Annotated in this window: 15 protein-coding genes; 10 read left to right on the top strand and 5 right to left on the bottom strand. The window is 36.5% G+C overall.

The genetic code is table 11. The features are described from left to right. Positions 1 to 27 precede the first annotated feature (27 nt). Positions 28 to 333: a hypothetical protein gene (locus ACRD69_RS05290; protein ID WP_430814026.1), complete on the top strand. Its 306-nt coding sequence runs from the start codon at positions 28 to 30 to the stop codon at positions 331 to 333. 72 nt (positions 334 to 405) lie between these two features. On the opposite strand, the gene ACRD69_RS05285 is transcribed toward ACRD69_RS05290, so the two are convergent. Further along, positions 406 to 1,155 carry an NYN domain-containing protein gene (locus ACRD69_RS05285; protein WP_430814025.1) on the bottom strand — a complete coding sequence of 250 codons (750 nt, stop codon included), beginning with the start codon at positions 1,153 to 1,155 and terminating at the stop codon, positions 406 to 408. Between the two features lie 558 nt (positions 1,156 to 1,713). On the opposite strand from ACRD69_RS05285, the gene ACRD69_RS05280 reads away from it, so the two are divergent. Both ACRD69_RS05280 and ACRD69_RS05275 read left to right on the top strand, forming a co-directional pair. Beyond that, positions 1,714 to 3,045: a B12-binding domain-containing radical SAM protein gene (locus tag ACRD69_RS05280; protein ID WP_430814024.1), complete on the top strand. Its 1,332-nt coding sequence runs from the start codon at positions 1,714 to 1,716 to the stop codon at positions 3,043 to 3,045. Positions 3,046 to 3,987: 942 nt separating this feature from the next. Continuing rightward, complete coding sequence (locus ACRD69_RS05275; protein ID WP_430814023.1) at positions 3,988 to 4,464, top strand: universal stress protein; 477 nt, start codon at positions 3,988 to 3,990, stop codon at positions 4,462 to 4,464. A 50-nt stretch (positions 4,465 to 4,514) separates the two neighbouring features. Here the strand turns inward: ACRD69_RS05275 and ACRD69_RS05270 are convergent, their stop codons facing one another. The 3 genes from ACRD69_RS05270 to ACRD69_RS05260 all read right to left on the bottom strand — a co-directional run bounded on the left by ACRD69_RS05270 (position 4,515) and on the right by ACRD69_RS05260 (position 7,211). After that, positions 4,515 to 4,865, bottom strand: a complete 351-nt coding sequence (locus ACRD69_RS05270; protein WP_430814022.1) for a cupin domain-containing protein — start codon at positions 4,863 to 4,865, stop codon at positions 4,515 to 4,517. Positions 4,866 to 4,959: 94 nt separating this feature from the next. After that, entirely contained in the window at positions 4,960 to 6,444 is a 1,485-nt protein-coding gene (locus ACRD69_RS05265; protein ID WP_430814021.1) for a B12-binding domain-containing radical SAM protein, read from the bottom strand. 206 nt (positions 6,445 to 6,650) lie between these two features. Beyond that, positions 6,651 to 7,211, bottom strand: coding sequence for a helix-turn-helix domain-containing protein (locus tag ACRD69_RS05260; RefSeq protein ID WP_430814020.1), 561 nt, complete (start codon positions 7,209 to 7,211; stop codon positions 6,651 to 6,653). A 405-nt stretch (positions 7,212 to 7,616) separates the two neighbouring features. On the opposite strand from ACRD69_RS05260, the gene ACRD69_RS05255 reads away from it, so the two are divergent. The 4 genes from ACRD69_RS05255 to ACRD69_RS05240 all read left to right on the top strand — a co-directional run bounded on the left by ACRD69_RS05255 (position 7,617) and on the right by ACRD69_RS05240 (position 13,590). Continuing rightward, positions 7,617 to 9,839, top strand: a complete 2,223-nt coding sequence (locus ACRD69_RS05255) for a glycosyltransferase family 4 protein (protein WP_430814019.1) — start codon at positions 7,617 to 7,619, stop codon at positions 9,837 to 9,839. Positions 9,840 to 9,887: 48 nt separating this feature from the next. Further along, positions 9,888 to 10,814 (top strand): glycoside hydrolase family 130 protein, encoded by a 927-nt coding sequence (locus tag ACRD69_RS05250; protein WP_430814018.1) that lies wholly within the window; start codon positions 9,888 to 9,890, stop codon positions 10,812 to 10,814. 252 nt (positions 10,815 to 11,066) lie between these two features. Next, positions 11,067 to 12,080: a glycosyltransferase family 4 protein gene (locus ACRD69_RS05245; RefSeq protein ID WP_430814017.1), complete on the top strand. Its 1,014-nt coding sequence runs from the start codon at positions 11,067 to 11,069 to the stop codon at positions 12,078 to 12,080. Between the two features lie 16 nt (positions 12,081 to 12,096). After that, on the top strand, positions 12,097 to 13,590 hold the full coding sequence (locus ACRD69_RS05240; protein WP_430814016.1) for a glycoside hydrolase family 130 protein: 1,494 nt from the start codon (positions 12,097 to 12,099) through the stop codon (positions 13,588 to 13,590). Between the two features lie 445 nt (positions 13,591 to 14,035). Here the strand turns inward: ACRD69_RS05240 and ACRD69_RS05235 are convergent, their stop codons facing one another. Beyond that, a complete protein-coding gene (locus ACRD69_RS05235; RefSeq protein ID WP_430814015.1) occupies positions 14,036 to 15,292 on the bottom strand; it encodes a site-specific integrase in 1,257 nt (418 codons plus the stop codon). Between the two features lie 462 nt (positions 15,293 to 15,754). On the opposite strand from ACRD69_RS05235, the gene ACRD69_RS05230 reads away from it, so the two are divergent. From ACRD69_RS05230 to ACRD69_RS05220, 3 genes are all read left to right on the top strand, one after another. Further along, on the top strand, positions 15,755 to 16,981 hold the full coding sequence (locus ACRD69_RS05230) for a site-specific integrase (protein ID WP_430814014.1): 1,227 nt from the start codon (positions 15,755 to 15,757) through the stop codon (positions 16,979 to 16,981). Next, the gene (locus ACRD69_RS05225) at positions 16,981 to 17,553 is read left to right on the top strand and encodes a hypothetical protein (RefSeq protein WP_430814013.1); all 573 of its coding nucleotides are present in this window, start codon (positions 16,981 to 16,983) and stop codon (positions 17,551 to 17,553) included. The genes ACRD69_RS05230 and ACRD69_RS05225 overlap by 1 nt, the downstream gene beginning before the upstream one ends. Positions 17,554 to 17,924: 371 nt before the next feature. After that, positions 17,925 to 18,212, top strand: coding sequence for a helix-turn-helix domain-containing protein (locus ACRD69_RS05220; RefSeq protein WP_430814012.1), 288 nt, complete (start codon positions 17,925 to 17,927; stop codon positions 18,210 to 18,212). Positions 18,213 to 18,220: the final 8 nt, after the last annotated feature.

Below are 18,220 nucleotides of genomic sequence, written 5' to 3'. Positions count from 1 at the left end.
AGCCAATAATCAAAATATAAATAAGTTATGATTCCTGAAAAATTTAAAAGTTACTACCTGGGAGCAAACAACCTATTCTTTCCTGAATATGAATTTGTGATTAAGCTAAGCTTTCCCAGTGTCTTTATCCGTTTTAAGCGAACAGAGGGCTATTATACTGATTTTGATAAGTTTTTTAAAAGTGTTGCTGAAGTGCAATACCTCGATGGTATTAAGCCACCGAGGACTAAAGAACGTCAAATTTTAAATGAGGTCTGGGATTTTCTAACCATGGTAAAGAGTCCCAATAAAGGTGATTTTTTGGCAGGTAATCAAAATGGGGAAAAGCTATAAAGTCATCCCAAACAACACCTTCTTGGGTGCTTATTTGCTTGTCTTTGTAGGGTATGTAAATAAATCGTTAGCTTACTTTTTTGAGATATATTTTACTTTATTTTTCACATAAATCAATTTGTGCCTGCTATTGGGACTGTCTCTTTGTTCAATCTCAAATCGACCAATGGAGTCAATCAAAGGAGTTAATTTTTGAAAACCGTAATTCCTGGGATCAAAGTTTGGTCGTTTCTTTTGTAATAAGCTTCCTACATCGCCTAAAAATGCCCAGCCATCATCATCTGAAAGATCGGTAATGGTTGCCGCAATTAATTTGATTTCCTTTGTGGTTATTTTATCAAACGTTTCTTTTTCAGCATCTTTATCGTCTTCAAACTCTTTTTCTTTAGCCCTTGTTTTTAATATTTCAACATAAATAAATTTGTCGCAAGCAACGATGAATGGCGTTGGCGTTTTTTTCTCACCAATCCCGATTACCATCATGCCTGCTTCCCGCAAACGGGTTGCCAGTTTTGTAAAATCACTATCGCTCGATACCAAACAGAAACCATTAACTTTTTCAGAATAAAGAATATCCATGGCGTCAATTATCATAGCTGAATCGGTGGCATTCTTACCCGATGTATATGCGTATTGCTGAATTGGCGCAATCGCATTCTCCAGTAATACCTTTTTCCAATTATTCAAGTCAGGTCGTGTCCAGTCACCATATATTCTTTTAATAGTAGGATTACCGTATTTAGCAATTTCCTCCATCATTTCTTTGATGTTGGCTGATGGAATATTGTCACCATCAATTAATACTGCTAGTTTTAAATTCATCAGCTTATTTTTAGATTCATCATACTTTGTTATTCATTTGAAACAAACATCAAGTTAATGAATTATATGACAGTTCTCTATTGCGATTAAATCAAAATCTTGAGGTTTGTTCTAAGTTATGTCAATATAAGCTCTTTAACTACAGGATTAACCATGCTCTTTCAAACCAAAAAACTGTAGCTTTTAACTGTTGCGAAATGTAATTATCTGACTTGATGCAGGCGCAGAAGTTTCGTAACTTAAATCGATTTTCTTTGACCTCCTTTTTAATTAAAAGCTCTCTGGTAAGAGCCATTTGTTTTCGTCAGGTTTGTCCATCAGGGCTCCTTTGTTAGGCAATTAAATACTTGTGTATAACGGCAAAGAAACGATTGGCTAAGATATATTTTACAGTTGCTGAAATGCACAGGTAATGCAAAAGATAGTATAGAGACTTGAAACAAATACGTAAATATGATTAATCCAATTGACACATAGTTAATCTCTCCTAAGGAGAACTGGATGATTTAGATTTATCTAGGAGTTGCATTTAACCATTGAAAAATAAATATTAAACACATGAAAATTCTCCTCATCTCACCAACTGTTGATGCTGAAAAAAGGACCAACAAAGGGCTTATGATACCGCAACTCGCTCTCTATATACTTGAAGGGTTAACTCCTGACCGATTTGATGTAGAGGTGATAGAGGAAGAAACTAAGGCAGTTAACCTGGAACAAGAATGTGATTTGGTTGCCATAAGTTGCATGACGGCCAATGCTCCCAGGGCTTATCAGCTTTGCGATGATTTTCAAAAAAGAGGGAAGACAGTCATACTTGGTGGTGTACACCCTACCATACTTCCTGACGAAGCTTTATTGCATGCCAATGCGGTGGTTATTGGTGAAGCAGAAGGTGTTTGGGAGACACTCCTATGCGATTTTGAAAACAATCAATTGAAGCAGAAATACCACAAATCTAATCCTGATTTAGAGAAATATGTTCGTAAAGATTTTAGAAAAATAGCATCGAAAAGACTATTCAATATAATTCCAATATTAACGACTCGTGGCTGCCCTTATAATTGCGATTTTTGCTGTGTAACTAACTTATTCGGACAAAAAATACGACATATTTCAGTTGAAAATGTTGTACGCGACATAGGAGAATCAAAAGCAAAGGTCTTTATTTTTCTGGATGATAATATTATTGGTAACCCAGCATATGCCAAAGCGCTCTTTAGAGCCATTAAGCCATTGAAAATCAAATGGGTTGGACAAGCTTCTATATCTTTATTAGTGGGTGATGATGAATTGATACAATTAGCAGCTGAGAGTGGCTGTCAGTCACTTTTTTTGGGTATTGAAAGTGTTTCGGTCAAACAGCTGCTATCTATGCGCAAATCAATAAAGGAAATTCAACATCTTGAATACGCTTTTAAAAAGGTAAAAAAGATGGGAATTCTTATCCATGCGTCAATTGTTTTTGGCTTTGATGATGACACGAAGGAAATATTTGATGAAACAGTTCAATTTCTGGTGCAAAACAAAGTGAGCACAGTTTCATTCAATGTGTTAACTCCCTATCCCGGAACCAAAGTGTATGAGAAGCTAAAAAATGAGGATCGCTTAATAACAACAGATTGGAAGTATTATGACCACAATACAGTTGTGTTTAGGCCTAAAAACATGACTCCCCTTGAGCTACAGCTGGGGAAAATAAATGCCAGGAAGAAGTTTTATAGTAAAACGTCAGTATTGAAGCGATTATTAGGCAATTGGTACAAACCGTTTGTATATCTTTCGATGAATTTAGGCCATATGAAACAAGTAAAGGTTGAAAGCCGCCGGATAGCTAATTTAAAATCCAACCTGTTACGATTGCAGAGTTTACATGACACTAATGAATAGGCTGATGCAATTACTCAACAATACATTTCCTAATTTTTACGATCAATTTACTATTTATAAAATCAGACAAAACAATTACAAAGACTAAATTAATGAACGTGTCATATGAAACTAAAAATCAGAAGGTCAAATCATAATTAACCATTGAACCTCTTTTTTTTTGTATATCAGTGCAATGATAATTGAGTTTTGAACTCATACTGCTGTTGAATGGGCTTCATCACGATATTCTCCTGTTTTTTATAAGTGGCCAATGTGTGAATTATGTAACATATTTATGGATTTGTGTAAGGACTCCCCAATAACTGGATTGTAACTTTGTATATGTTAGGAGGTATTCCTACAGAAATAGGGTAATAAAGCGTTTAGAATAATTGCTTTGTTACTTGTTGATATTAGAAAATACCCACAAGCTAACATTGGCTAAGTTACAATCTGATAAGGATCAGGCTAAGATGATTGCTTCAATAATGATGTTTTGAATGAACCATTAAATCACGAAGAACGATATAATGTTGATTTTAGTGTAGAAGTATTAGTCGGTTAACCAGTCAATTATACTACATCTTCTTTCGAATGAACCATGTGCTGAATTAATCAGATTTGGTTTGTTGACATACTTATTTTAAAAAAAATACCATGAAAAATTTATTGTATGTTATAGCAGGACTATTAATAGTTATATGGGGAATTATCTTTTTTGGATTCAATTCCTCAGGATCCGTTCATTGGTTGTTAGCATTTGCTGGATTAGCGATACTTATGAGGTTTATTTTAACCAGACGATTAACAAACTAATTAGATAACAATGCTAAGCCATAAGTTTTTAAGTTAGTAATGAGGGGTTTCTTAAAAGGAACCTTTTATTAGGTTGGCTCGCTTTCGAAGCCTATACAAATATGATTGTTGGCATGGTTTATTTAACTATTAAACTATCATCTGATGAAACGAGTTATTATTGCACTCGACTTTGATCCTAGCGCTCAAAAGGTAGCTGAGGAAGGTTATGCCCTAGCTAAAGCTTTAAAAGCTAAGGTTACTTTAGTACATGTAAAAGCTGATGCAGATTATTATAGTTCCCTTGGCCAGGTTGTTGTTATTGGCTTCTCAGGTCATTTAAAAAATGATACACCTATTGCACCTGATCGAATTGACCCTGATGCTATTTCGCAGGAATTTCTTAATAAGGCGATGTTACATCTTGCAGATAAGAACATCAAAGTTATGGTAGCCAATGGTCCGTGTGCCGATTCATTGATTGATGTTGCCAATCAGTTAAACGCATATATGATAGTTATGGGTTCGCACAGCCGGAAATGGTTTGAAAACACAACTATTGGCAGTGTTACTCAAAAGGTGCTACTTGGTTCAAGTATTCCAGTATTTGTAATTCCGACAAACAAAAATAGGATTGATTAACTAGCGGATTTCTCGCCTAAATTTCCGACATCCTGACTATTTAATAATTTTCAGATTGCTATATCCTCATAGCCACTCTTTATAACGGTTGAAATCATTTTAAAGCGTTCGTTGGCTTTTACATTATGGGATGTATGCGCCGGTATGATTATGCCTTCGCCGACTATAAGATTATTGGAGTGCTTGTCAATCATCACTTCTGCCCGGCCCTCAATGACCTGGATAAAGGTGTCAAAGGGAGAGATCTTTTCGGCAAGTGCTTTGCCAGTGTCTATAGCCACTACACTCACATTACCTGTGTTTTTTTTTATAATGGTTTTACTCACCACAGAGTTGGGAACATATTCAATAATCTCAATTAGAATATGAGCCTTTGATTTTTCTAATTCAGTGCTTGACATACATTCTGCTTTTCTTATAAAACAAAGGTAGTTCTATAAACAGCATAATTCGTTACACTTTAGATGGTTTCATTTACATTATTCACACATTTTACTAACCCGGGTTAAGGCCATATACCGTTCTAAAATGATAGCCGTAAACAGCAAAAGTGATGGCTTCGGTCAACAAGGCAGGCTTTTTAAATAAGGTCCAGGCTAATAATTTCCAAAATTCGATACGCCCCTTATCAATAATACCAATGATATACATGGACTTTAAAAAGGCAATAACCAGTGAAAAGTTGATTCGTTGATGTTGTTTGTAGGTATAATTATAATTTAAAAATAACTGGCGAACTCTCTTATAGTATGGTTTGGTAGTATATATGGCTGCTATTATCTTTTTATATCCATCCAACAATTGATGGTAATCCATTTTAGGGATAAAGTTCATTGATAAATCGGTATTGTTCCCTGAGGTTTCCTTGGTTAAACGTTTCTCTGCCTCTAAGCGCTTATATAGTTGTGTATGCCTGGGAGCATTTAACAAGCCCACCATGGCCGAAACAATACCACTCTTTTGGATAAAGTCAATTTGGCGTTGAAAGACACTGGGTGTATCGCTGTCAAATCCCACAATAAAGCCGCCCGAAACGGTCAATCCTGTCTTTTGAATGGTTGTAATGGATTGCAACAAATTTCTACCCTTGTTTTGTAGTTTATTGCAGGTATGAAGTGATGTTTCATCGGGTGTTTCTATGCCGATAAAAGTTGACGTTATGCCAGTTTCAACCATCAATGACATGAGCTCGTGATCATCGGCAACATTAATAGAACTCTGTATATTAAAGACAAAAGGATGATTGTGCTGTTGCATCCATTGTCTCATTTGAGGAAGTAATTGGTATTTAATTTCTTTTTTGTTGCCAATAAAATTATCATCCACAATTGAAACAGGTCCACGCCAGCCTAAGCGGTATAACTCCTCCAAATCAAGAATAATCTGGCGGGGTCTTTTCATTCTCACCTTATGCCCTAAAAGGGAGGTGATTTCACAAAAGTCGCATGAGAAAGGGCACCCGCGGGAAACCTGAATATTCATGAAGAAATACTTTTTCATTTCCAACAGGTGATAATCAGGCCTTGGCGTATGCGATAGATCGGCAAATTGGTCTGTTTTGTATACTTTGGCGGGATGGCCATCTGCCAAATCAGCCAGAAACAAGGGCAAGGTGATTTCTGCTTCATTCAAGACAAAATGGTCAATCTGTGGATAGTTATGATGCTCCTGAGTAAAAAGCGGACCACCTGCTACTATTTTTGTTCCCAGTTTCACGCACTCCGCAATGATATTACTGACGGATTGCCTTTGAATATGCATGGCACTAATAAAAACGTAATCGGCCCAAAGAATGTCCTTAGCTTCCAGTTCACAAATGTTTAAATCAATCAGTTTTTTATTCCATTCACCTGGCAGCATGGCCGATACAGTGATGAGGCCAAGTGGAGGTACCGCCGCTTTTTTAGATATAAACTTAAGCGCATGTTTAAAACTCCAGAAGGAGTCGGGATATAGCGGATATACGAGTAAAATGTTCATTATCACCTTTAATCAATATAGTTTAGCCTGCTCATAGCTAATCCCATTCCCCACTAATGAGTTGTATCCTCTCAGCTTTACTGCTTGCAAATGGTTTGTTTATCAGAAACATTGCAACCATTGCGTCTGCGAGAATTGTATTGGTGCAAGTTTCGTATAGTCAGTCAAAAAAGGCATTACATTTTTCCTGTTTAATTTTACAAAATTCACACATTTTCGAGTGTGTCACGTCTCTTGTTTTTAAGCTTTTTAAAGTGAGAAGGTGTCAGGCCTGTCATCTTTTTAAACTGGTTGGATAGGTGTGCAACACTGCTGTAATGCATCTTGTAAGCTATCTCTGAAAGGTTTAGTTCATCATAGACAATGAGCTCTTTAACTTTTTCGATTTTATGCTTCAGGTAAAATTTTTCGATGGTGGTGCCTTTTACTTCCGAAAACAGATTGGCCAGATAGGTGTAGTCGTAGCAAAGTTTTTCACTCAGGTAATCCGATAGGTTCACTTTTATTTGTTCTTCGGTATAATGCACCAATTCAATAATCGCATTGGTTATTTTTTCAACGAGGATGCTTTTCTTATTGCTCATAAGCTGCAGCCCAGCTTTTCTTAATGCCGCATCTAATTTTTTCAAGGTTTCATCAGGCACTGGCCCGATGATACAAGCCTCTCCAATTTTTACATCTGTATATTCCAATCCCAGCTTATCCAGTTCACTCTTAACAACCATTTGGCAGCGAATACATACCATATTTTTGATGTAAACTTTCATATTTTTATAATAGGCTTTTCAGTTGTCACTTCGTACTCCTTTTTTCTGGTGTTGCAAATACAAACAAGGCACTGAAGTAGAGGAGCCGCAGTATAAAGTTAAGGATATTCGATTTTTTTATAAAGCCGTTTTGGACTATCTATCGTCGAATTTAAAGCCGAAGTCAGAATTAAGATTTTCAGTTTTCGATATCGTACTATTAAAAAAACAAAACTCTCTCTTCAGAAATAGATATGCCGCGGCATTTAGGTTGCAGTATGCCCATAAAAGATGATTGTTTTCTATCTATTCCATTATTATTTCACTAACTTGTTATGGTTTGAAATACGTTTCCATAACCTCATACTTTAACAATTAGTTGTTGCAACTAATTGATTGACCGTTGACAATGAAAAGAATGGGATTATGAAAACAGTATTAATAGGAACGTATCCTCCCCGAGAATGTGGTATCGGCACATTCACCCGCCACCTTTATGAATCGATTATTGGGGCAAATCACCATAACCATGTTAGCATTATTGCTTTAAACAATTCAGATAAATTACTTTCGTATCCAAATGAAGTGGAACAGATTATCCGGCAGGATTACCAGCGTGATTACATTGATGCCGCAAAATTTATAAACCACAGTGGCACCGACATTTGTATCTTACAGCATGAGTTCGGCATTTTTGGTGGCAAGGATGGAGTTTACATCCTTCCATTGATACACCGCCTGAAAATACCTCTTGTTGTAACTCTTCACACCATCCTTAACACCCCGTCCTACAGCGAGAAGTTAATACTTCAGGAGATAAGTAAAAAGGCTTGCAAAATAGTTGTAATGACCCAAAAGGCTATTGATTTCCTGGATGATATTTATGGTGTACCTAAAGATAAAATAGAATTGATTGAACACGGTGTACCGCAATATCAACTTGACCATCTAAAGGCAAAAAGCACCTTAAAGCTTAAGGATAAAAATGTGATACTCACTTTTGGTTTCCTGGGGCGTAATAAAGGTATTGATGTCGCCATTAAAGCATTGCCAAAGGTAATTGAAGAGCATCCTAATAGCCTCTACTTTGTATTGGGTAAAACCCACCCCAATGTGCTGCGCTATTCCGGAGAAGAGTATCTCATCTACCTGAGGCAATTGGTCAAAACTTTAGGTTTGGAAAGCCATGTGATTATTCCGCATAAGTATATGAGCCAGGATGAGCTATTTATGTACTTGTATGCATCGGATATTTATATCACACCATACAACAACGAGGCGCAGATAACCAGCGGAACCCTTTCGTATGCTGTAGGTGTTGGTTCTTGTGTTATTTCAACACCCTATTGGCATGCGGTTGAATTGCTGGCTAACAACCGGGGGCTTCTGTTTGATTTTGGCAATTCAGATCAGCTGGCCGACATCTTGATTGATTTATTAGATCACCCTGAGGAACTGAATACCTTGAGAAAAAATGCAGGTAACTATGGAAAAGAAATTACCTGGCCTATAACCGGTATTAAGTACAGTGAATTATTGGCGCACACTATTCATGAAGACATAAAAGAGGATGACGACAATGAGCAACCGTTTGATTTGTTGATGATACCTGCATTTTCGCTAAAGCATATTAAACGATTAACAGATGATACCGGGATTATTCAGCATGCTAAATATGGCATACCTAATTTGAAACATGGCTATTGCCTCGATGATAATGCCAGAGCTCTTCTAATGGCACTCATGACCTATACTCAAAAGAAAAGTAAAAAGGCACTGGATTTATGTCATGTATATCTGAGTTATATCCATTACATGCAAAACGAGGATGGCTCCTTTAGAAACTTCCTGAGCTTCAATCGGAACTATATAGACAACGTAGGTTCAGAAGACTCCTTTGGCCGAACCATCTGGGCTCTAGGCTACTTAATGGCTAATGCACCCAATGATTCCTATTACCAGGCAAGTCATTCCTTGTTCTTTAAAGCTGCCCCCATTTTTGAAGAACTGAAATCTATTCGCAGCATTGCCAATACAATAATAGGAATAAGCCATTATTTAAATAACTCACCTGACAACAACAGTATGGTGGCTGTATTAAGAAGATTAGCCAATAAATTGATTACTCATTATGATAATAATAGCTCTAGAGACTGGAATTGGTTTGAAGAGGTATTGACCTACGATAATGCCATGATTCCTCTTGCGCTATTGCATGTTGCTGAGATGCTTAATGATGAGCATATCAAGGGTGTTGGTATCGCATCTATGGACTTTTTAATTCAACACACTTTGAGTGATGGTTACCTGTCTCTAGTAGGTAATGATGGATGGTTTAACAAAAACGGTCGCAAAGCGATGTTTAGTCAGCAACCGGTTGATGCCATGGCAATGATTCTGATGTTTCATCAGGCCTATAGCCTCACCAAAAATAAAGAATACTTAAGCAAATTATTTACCTCTTTCATGTGGTTTCTTGGTGAAAATGATTTGCGAATGCGACTGTATGATTTTGAAACCCATGGATGTTGCGACGGCTTAGAGCGCGACGGAATCAATCGAAACCAAGGTGCCGAAAGCACCCTGGCGTACCTTATCTCACACTTAACGTTGTTAAAAGCACATGAAGATTTTTACAGCCTTAAGTGATGTCAATTACGACGAAATGCACCTACTACTTACTTAAAATCATTAAAAATGTTAATAAAACGATATTCCGGTAATCCGATTCTGCAAAAAGATGATGTGCCCTATCCTGTTGCAACAGTGCATAATGCAGGTATGGTCAAACATGAGGATAAGTACATCATGATTTTCAGATCCCACAAATTTAATGGGCGTAGCATATTGGGTAAAGCAGTGAGTTATGACGGCTTTAACTTTATAGTTGATAAGCAGCCCTTTATGATACCATCAAAGGAGCAACCGTTTAAAAAATATGAAGCTTATGGTATTGAGGACCCACGCATTGTAAAAATAGATGGAGAATATTTGATTACTTACAGTGCCTACTCCCAATATGGTGTTAGGATTGGACTGGCAAAAACCAAAGACTTTGACCATATTCAGCGCGTGGCTCTTATAACCGAAGCCGACTATCGGAACGTTGTAATTTTCCCCGAAAAGTTCAATAACCTATATGCCCGTTTAGATCGTCCGCACTCCGAAATATCCCCCTGGTCCATCTGGATATCCTATTCGCCTGATTTAATTCATTGGGGTCAATCTCAACTGATTATGCGCCCAATGCAATACCATTGGGATGAAATGAAAATCGGCCCCGGAGCAAGCCCTATCAAAACATCGCGCGGATGGTTAAATATATACCATGGTGTATTTCCTACAATGGACGGATGTGTTTACCGCTTAGGTGTTGCCTTGCATAAGCTTGAAGATCCGTCAGTTATTATTGCAGTTGGTGATGAATGGATCTTACAGCCCGAAGAAGAGTATGAGATAACGGGCTATGTGCACAATGTTGTTTTTACCTGTGGTGCCATACCTGAACCCGATGGAACTTTAAAACTGTATTGGGGCGGTGCTGATAAGGTGATGTGTGTCGGAACAGCAGTTATTGACGAATTGGTTGATCATTGTCTCAGTAATCTCAGACAAGCTTTATAAGCCAGTAGTCGAAGAGAAATAAAGTTAAGTTTCGTACCTGGTGATAATTAACGAATAGAAAAGTCTGTTTTTATCTGTTTTTTGAATTAAGAACAGGACTCTAAGTATCAGATTAAAACAATATAAATTATACATCCGGAATTAAAGAGCGTAAAGCCATGAAACCAACACAAGAAAGCTATTCAACCGTGTATGAATCTTCCTGACGACTTTCGTCTCTCCTAAGCAGATATAAAAACAAATTATAAGCCCATGAAAATAGCCATATTATCACCAATAGCCTGGAGAACACCTCCCCTGAGGTATGGACCTTGGGAACAGGTTGCTTTTAACATTACCGAAGGCTTGGTTGCCAAAGGGCTGGATGTGACTTTATTCGCAACCGGAAACTCTAGTACCAATGCTAAATTGCAATTTATCTCGCCTACCGCCTATGCCGAAGACGATTCGATCGCTCCCAAGGTGTGGGAATGTCTTCACATCAGTTACCTAATGGAACAAGCTGATGATTTCGATATTATCCATAATCATTTTGATTACTTACCGCTGAGCTATTCCAGACTTATCAAATCTCCAATGGTTACAACCATTCATGGTTTTTCATCACCAAAGATTATCCCGATTTTTAAGCAATACAACAACCATAATTTTTACGTTTCTATTAGTAATGCTGATCGAAGCTCTGATCTAAATTATATTGCCACAGTTTACAATGGCATTAATCCGGTTGATTTTACCTTCAATGCCAACCCCGACGACTACTTGCTCTTTTTTGGCAGAATACATCCTGAAAAAGGCACCTACGAGGCCATTCAGATAGCAAAAAGAACAAAACGCAAGCTTATTATTTCCGGATTGGTTCAGGATGAAGATTATTTTTACAGCCGTGTTAAACCTCATATCAATGACGATGACATTGTTTTTGTAGGTAATTCAGGGCCTAAACAACGGGATGAGTTGTTGAGGCAGGCATTTGCCCTGTTACATCCGATTAGTTTCAATGAACCTTTTGGATTAAGTGTGGTGGAGTCCATGTTTTGCGGTACTCCTGTAATCGCTTTTAACAGAGGGTCAATGCCCGAAATTATACTTGATGGAAAAAGCGGTTTTTTGGTGAATACGCTTGATGAAGCCGTTGCTGCTGTTGATAAGATTTCAACTATCAATCGATGGGACTGCAAATGGTGGGCTACCTCTAATTTTTCGCAGGATAAAATGGTTGAAGGGTATATTGAAGTTTATAAAAGAATTCTAAGTCGCAAATAAAATACATACAAAGGTCATGGCAGTATTTAATATTGAGGACAAAAACGCTACAGAACTGGTGCAAAGGCAAAAGATAATTATTCGTGGTGACGATTCACGCGTTATCACACGTGCTCATATCCCAGGTGAATTAACGCGTATCAACAACATCATCAACAGGGTACTTAAGCTTACTAATGATGAGATAGAGAAGGAATTACAAAAGGTATATCGTGACTTTGAAAGCAGACATAAAAACCTGGATCACCAGTTGATTAAGCATTTTAATAAAGTTTCGGAGTATATTCCAGCCTCTGTGACTCTAAGCCAAAATATGCGGATGCTTATTGGCGCCTATTTAACCATGGAATATTCCATTGAATCAGCTGCTTTGTTTAATCCTTCCATTGTTGCACATCCAAACCAGAAATATGTTGTAGATGGTTGCCTGAGATTTATTATGAGCTTGCGGGCCACTGGTGAAGGACATATTTCCTCCATTGTTTTTCGTAGTGGTGTTATTAATAAAGATGGTTCATTCTCATTTGATGAAACTAACAGGTATGTCGAGCAGGCTTCAGTGTGCCACAATTCGGCGTATGATCGGCACTTATTTCAAATGAAACTGCAGGATTTGGACGCCTGGGATGAAACAAGCATTCGCATATTTGAGCAGATTCCAGATACTTTTTCTTATCAGGAGCTAAAGGTTAGTATAGGTGTGTTATACTTAGATCCTGATTTTGTATGCAATGATAAAGTTATTGAGATTATTTACTGGGTGGCTAACTCCAATTATACGCTTCAGTTTGATGAAACCAGTAACATTTCGGAAAGAGTCATTTTTCCATCTTCTGATAATGAAAGCAGGGGAATTGAAGATGCTCGTTTTGTACTATTTAAAGATGACAATGGTGAAGTGACTTACTATGCCACTTATACAGCATATAATGGGTTCAGCATCCTGCCTCAATTGATTGAAACCAGGGATTTTCTCCGCTTTAAAGTGATGACTCTGAATGGTAAGGCTGTTCAGAATAAGGGAATGGCACTGTTTCCGCGTAAGATCAATGGAAAGTATGTGATGTTATCGCGGCAAGATGGCGAAAATAACCACATCATGTTTTCTGATCATTTGCACTTCTGGCAATCATCCCAGATTATTCAGGAACCAACGAAGCCCTGGGAATTTATACAGATTGGTAATTGTGGTTCTCCCATAGAGACGGATAAGGGGTGGCTGGTGCTCACCCATGGTGTTGGTGCCATGCGACAATATGCCATTGGGGTGATATTACTTGATTTGGATGATCCCACAAAAGTGATAGCCCGACTGGATGAACCACTGATAACACCAACAAAAGCAGAACGGGAAGGTTATGTGCCTAATGTAATCTATTCCTGTGGCGGCCTGTTACAAAATCAAGAATTAATCATTCCATATGCCATGTCTGATATATCAACAGGAATTGCTATCATCAATGTAAATGATTTGCTTAAGTCGATGACCTATATGAGCAATAATGAATAACAGTTTCGTATCTAGGCTTGATTTAAAAACAAATGAAGCAGACAATGAAGCTGAATAGAATCATTGGAAAAAGAAATTTCCCCAGCAATTGGCTAAAATGAAGGAAATGCTGTTAAATTCTATATAATAGGAAGATATTCTATTGTGTCTCAGCAAACCCAGGTTTTCTGAGATTAACATGTGCCATCAAAGAGAACTCTATAGATGCACCTTAGCAGTAGATGGCGTATAATCATTCTAATTACAATATGACTATCTAAGTCCCCGTGGCTTTGATAGTGAGGTGTTCTCTATTTTAGATGATTAATAAACAGGTAAAAGATTTGAGCTCAAATTACATCAGTAAACTGTTCGAAAATAAACACATCAAATTACCGGACAGCCAGATTATTATCTTGATTTGTCAATTTTAAAAGAGGATCGGAAACGATTTGGTTTCTAGTGATTATAATGCCATACTCGAATTATCATTTCTTTTATTTCCAGTCAGCTTACTCCTCAATATATTCATGTCTTCACTAATTTTGTTCTCAACAACCTTTGCATAAATCTGTGTTGTGGATATTTTAGTGTGTCCCAAAATTTTACTTACCGTTTCAATAGGAACACCATTACTTAATGTTACTGTTGTTGCAAAAGTATGTCTTGCCATATGGAAAGTTAACTTCTTCCTAATTTGGCAGATGTCTGCTATTTCTTTCAGATATGCATTTACTTTCTGATTAGTTGGCACAGGAAAGATACGACCTCTGTAATCAGAGATAGGATGGCCATTGTACTTTTCAACTATACGAGCAGCTTCTGGAAGTAGCGGAATTTGCAAGAGATGTTCCGTTTTATGACGATTCATTTTTATCCATTGGTTACCATCAATGCCTTTAACAATGGCTTCCTTCTCCAACTCTACAATGTCAATAAATGACAAACCTGTATAGCATGAGAAAATAAACAAATCTTTTGTAAGTTGTAAGCGTTCAAATGAAAAGTGTTTTGATTCAATCGCTTCAAGCTCTTTAGTGTCTAAGAAAGTGCGAGTACTTTGCTTGTATGAAAGTTTGTATGCACGAAAAGGATAATGCTCCATCCACTCCAGCTTAATGGCAAAATTAATAAGCGTTCTGAGCCTGGACATTAATTTCATAATGGTATTATGTGCCAACTTCCTTTGACCTTGCGATGGCGGTTGGTACGAACGCAGGAAGGCTTCATACTCTGTAATAAATTTATAATCAATCTTTCTGAGGTAAATATCCTGTGTTTGTTTTATGTTTTGAAGAAATGCTATTAGATAACGCTTTGTTGTTATGTAGTACTTTAGCGTACTCTCACTTAAAGTGTGTTTTTGTGATTCGTAATGAAAATCGATGAGTTTAAGTAGTGTGTTCTTTTTCTCATTATTACCAAGGTAACGGTCTTTTATTGTTTTAGCATCAATAAACTCTTCTCTTATTCTTAAATCTTGATAAATTCCAATCAATTTTCCCTTAATCTGGTCAAGCATCTGGTTGTTATGGATAGCTATGGCAGTTTTACCTTTCATCATACCCATTTGCTTATCCCATTCTTTATTATCTAGTTGTAAGTGAGTCGAAAACTCACATCTATCACCATCCACAGTAATGCGGATATAGACTTGTCCTTGCTTCCTATCTTTTCGTTTTCTTAAAACGAACTGAATTCCTAGTGTTTGTTGTTCATTCATAATCACTCATTTAGATTGATTCGAATTAAATTAATAAATATTCAAAAAGCAGGTCAAAACCCACCAAAAACACCCAAAATAATATAAAAACAACATCTATTAATGTGCAGTAATACAGGTGTTTGCGATGGGTCTGGTGAGCACTAAGTTAAATAGAATTTTCATTCACCTAATGCCTCACCAGAGAATTGGGATATATTGATGTATAATGGAGAGTTAAAAAATGTTAAAAGCCTGTAAATCAATTAATTTACAGGCTTTTGATTTCGTTTGATTTCTTAAAAAGTAGTCCCGACGGGAATAATTTCAAACCTCCAATAAAAATTAATTAAATTTTAAAAGCGTCTCAAAAGCCCTATTAATAAAGGAATAGCTATATTTGAGTTTCAATGTCATTTATTACAATTCAAATGAATTAAGTAATATTTGCCACCACATTTGCCACCACTTTAAATATGGGCTATGAAATATAAAACTAACTCACTTGTAAAATTCAACCTTAAAAAGGTACCTAACTCAACAAAGCCATTTCAAATATTCTTAGTTGTCGTATATAAGGGCAAAAGGTTACGTCATTACATAGGTAAACGCATTGAGGAAAAAAACTGGTTGCCTCTGAAGCATAGAGCAAAAAGTCAATATTCCAATGCTACTACACTTAACGCTTTCCTTGATAAGTTAGCATATTATACAGAGGATGAATACAACAAGTACTTAGTAGAAGGTGAGGTGGTTAACCTTGACAAGCTGAAAGAAAAAATAAATGATTTCCTTAATCGTGAAGATTCGGTTAACATCATCACACATTTTAAAGAGTACATCGAAGTATCAAAGAATAGCAAAAAACCTAACACAATAAAAAGCTACCAAACCACACTAAGTCATTTGGAGGACTTTGTAAAAGACACCAATTACACTTTGGCTTATAATTCAATAAATAACTCGTTTCATGAAGTGTATGTGGATTACTTGCTTAATAATATGAAGCTAGCCAATAGCACGATTGCAAAAGATGTGAAGAAGTTGAAAACGTTTTTGAATTGGGCAACTGAAAAAGGCTATAATAAAAACACTACTTACCTAAAGTTTAAGAATGTATCTAATGAAGGACAAATATTCTTCTTGACTTGGGATGAACTAATGCATTTAAACAATTATGACCTTTCAGTTAATGATAGATTAAGAAAAGTAAGAGATGTTTTCTGTTTCGGGTGTTTTACTGGCATGCGCTTCTCTGATATCATGAATCTTAAACACGAAAACATTAAAGATGATTACATATTTATTACCACAATAAAAACCAACACACCAAATGCAATTCCATTAAATCAATACTCACGTACTATCTATCAGAAATACGAAGGCAAAAAGGGTAATGTATTTGAAGATATAACTAACCAAAAATTCAATGAGTACTTAAAGGAGTTAGGTCGGTATGTCAAACTAAATTCACAAGTACAGCTTGTAAAATACAAAGGTGGAATACGTGAAGAAAAAATGGTTGATAAAAGTGAAATATTATCTTCGCATATCGCTCGAAAAACCTTTATCACAAATGCGCTTGCAAAAGGCATGAAAACAGAAGTGATAATGGACATAACCACACACAAAGATTACAAGGTGTTTAAACGTTACTTTAAAGTTGTGGATGAGCATAAGAAAAGTGAAATGGACAAAGTGTTTGGATAATGGATAAACCAAGAATACTCAATAAATACGAGAGCATAAAAGAATATCAAGAACAGCTCGCCAAAGAAAAAGGTGAAGAATTCGAATATGATATTGAATCTGAAATGCAACAGAAGTATGACAAAATCATGAGTGGCAATGCATTTGCGTTTGGTCATAAACAGCAACAAAAGAACTTTGTAAAAGCCCAGGAATTAAAATACGCAATAGACTATTTAAAGGCACAGAAAAAGACTAGCAAAAGCACGAATACAAAACAGGCGTCCATCCGACAAGCTGCGATTGCATTATATTTTTTAAGACAACTAGATAAGTTTCCATTAAGGTCAGGTGAGCACACTATAGATGCAAACTTTATTTATTACCTCACAGGCTTGAATCCTGATAAGATGAGAAAGCTAATTAATGAACCCTTCAAACGTACAGAAAGCTCAAAAGAAAAAGCTGTTTTATCACTAATTAAAGATGTTAAATCAGTACGCTCACAATTTGAACTGATACTGTTTCAAGAAGGAGTAACTCTAGCAGATAAGAAACTTAAAGAGCTAGAAAACGACTTGGTAAGTTTTTAATTAATACGTTATCTCCTCACGATTTGGGATGGCGTCATGTTAATCTAGCACGTCATCCACACCCTAATATTTTTTCGTTTTCAACTTTCAAAAACCATTTAAATAATTGATGAGGGTTCAGTCAAGGGCGGACTGTGTTGCGCCTGCGGCAGTCCGTTTATATACCCTTGACGGGTTCAGAGTCAATATTATTTTTGTTTGTAGAAATTGAAATCAAAAATACTGTAAATCAATACATTTTCATTGAATAAATGTAAATCTACTTAAATGTAGTTGGAATATTTTTAAGTGTTTGGGTCGACCCAAACCCCAACCCACGCATGATTCCATAAAGACTTTTGAATCAAAATAAATTTTAAAATTGATTCACTATGAAGTTGGAATTATCATTAACACAAGAGTTTAGAAATGAAATCAAAGCTCTACTAAAAGAAACAATCAAAGAAGAACTTAATACTATAAGTTCGCCACAAGAAAACAAAAAGGCAGATGACAAAATGCTGTCTCGTGAAGAAGCAAGTCAATTCTTAGGCTGTTCGCTTACATCGTTATGGCACTACCAAAGGAAAAACCTTATTCCTTATCATCAGGTAGGGCGAAGAATTCTATTCAGCAAATCCGATTTAGTTAACCATTTAAAAGTTGAGGCAATCAAGTAAAGGACTTC

Source organism: Carboxylicivirga agarovorans, assembly GCF_050589845.1.
Lineage (GTDB): Bacteria > Bacteroidota > Bacteroidia > Bacteroidales > Marinilabiliaceae > Carboxylicivirga > Carboxylicivirga agarovorans.
This window is presented reverse-complemented; position numbering and strand designations above follow the sequence as displayed.

Excerpts from the sequence above, each read along its gene's own strand:
- ACRD69_RS05220 (WP_430814012.1), top strand. The coding sequence starts at position 17,925 with ATGAAGTTGGAATTATCATTAACACAAGAGTTTAGAAATGAAATCAAA.
- ACRD69_RS05285 (WP_430814025.1), bottom strand. The coding sequence starts at position 1,155 with ATGAATTTAAAACTAGCAGTATTAATTGATGGTGACAATATTCCATCA.
- ACRD69_RS05245 (WP_430814017.1), top strand. The coding sequence starts at position 11,067 with ATGAAAATAGCCATATTATCACCAATAGCCTGGAGAACACCTCCCCTG.
- ACRD69_RS05280 (WP_430814024.1), top strand. The coding sequence starts at position 1,714 with ATGAAAATTCTCCTCATCTCACCAACTGTTGATGCTGAAAAAAGGACC.
- ACRD69_RS05270 (WP_430814022.1), bottom strand. The coding sequence starts at position 4,865 with ATGTCAAGCACTGAATTAGAAAAATCAAAGGCTCATATTCTAATTGAG.
- ACRD69_RS05290 (WP_430814026.1), top strand. The coding sequence starts at position 28 with ATGATTCCTGAAAAATTTAAAAGTTACTACCTGGGAGCAAACAACCTA.
- ACRD69_RS05275 (WP_430814023.1), top strand. The coding sequence starts at position 3,988 with ATGAAACGAGTTATTATTGCACTCGACTTTGATCCTAGCGCTCAAAAG.
- ACRD69_RS05225 (WP_430814013.1), top strand. The coding sequence starts at position 16,981 with ATGGATAAACCAAGAATACTCAATAAATACGAGAGCATAAAAGAATAT.
- ACRD69_RS05240 (WP_430814016.1), top strand. The coding sequence starts at position 12,097 with ATGGCAGTATTTAATATTGAGGACAAAAACGCTACAGAACTGGTGCAA.
- ACRD69_RS05255 (WP_430814019.1), top strand. The coding sequence starts at position 7,617 with ATGAAAACAGTATTAATAGGAACGTATCCTCCCCGAGAATGTGGTATC.
- ACRD69_RS05265 (WP_430814021.1), bottom strand. The coding sequence starts at position 6,444 with ATGAACATTTTACTCGTATATCCGCTATATCCCGACTCCTTCTGGAGT.
- ACRD69_RS05230 (WP_430814014.1), top strand. The coding sequence starts at position 15,755 with ATGAAATATAAAACTAACTCACTTGTAAAATTCAACCTTAAAAAGGTA.
- ACRD69_RS05260 (WP_430814020.1), bottom strand. The coding sequence starts at position 7,211 with ATGAAAGTTTACATCAAAAATATGGTATGTATTCGCTGCCAAATGGTT.
- ACRD69_RS05235 (WP_430814015.1), bottom strand. The coding sequence starts at position 15,292 with ATGAATGAACAACAAACACTAGGAATTCAGTTCGTTTTAAGAAAACGA.
- ACRD69_RS05250 (WP_430814018.1), top strand. The coding sequence starts at position 9,888 with ATGTTAATAAAACGATATTCCGGTAATCCGATTCTGCAAAAAGATGAT.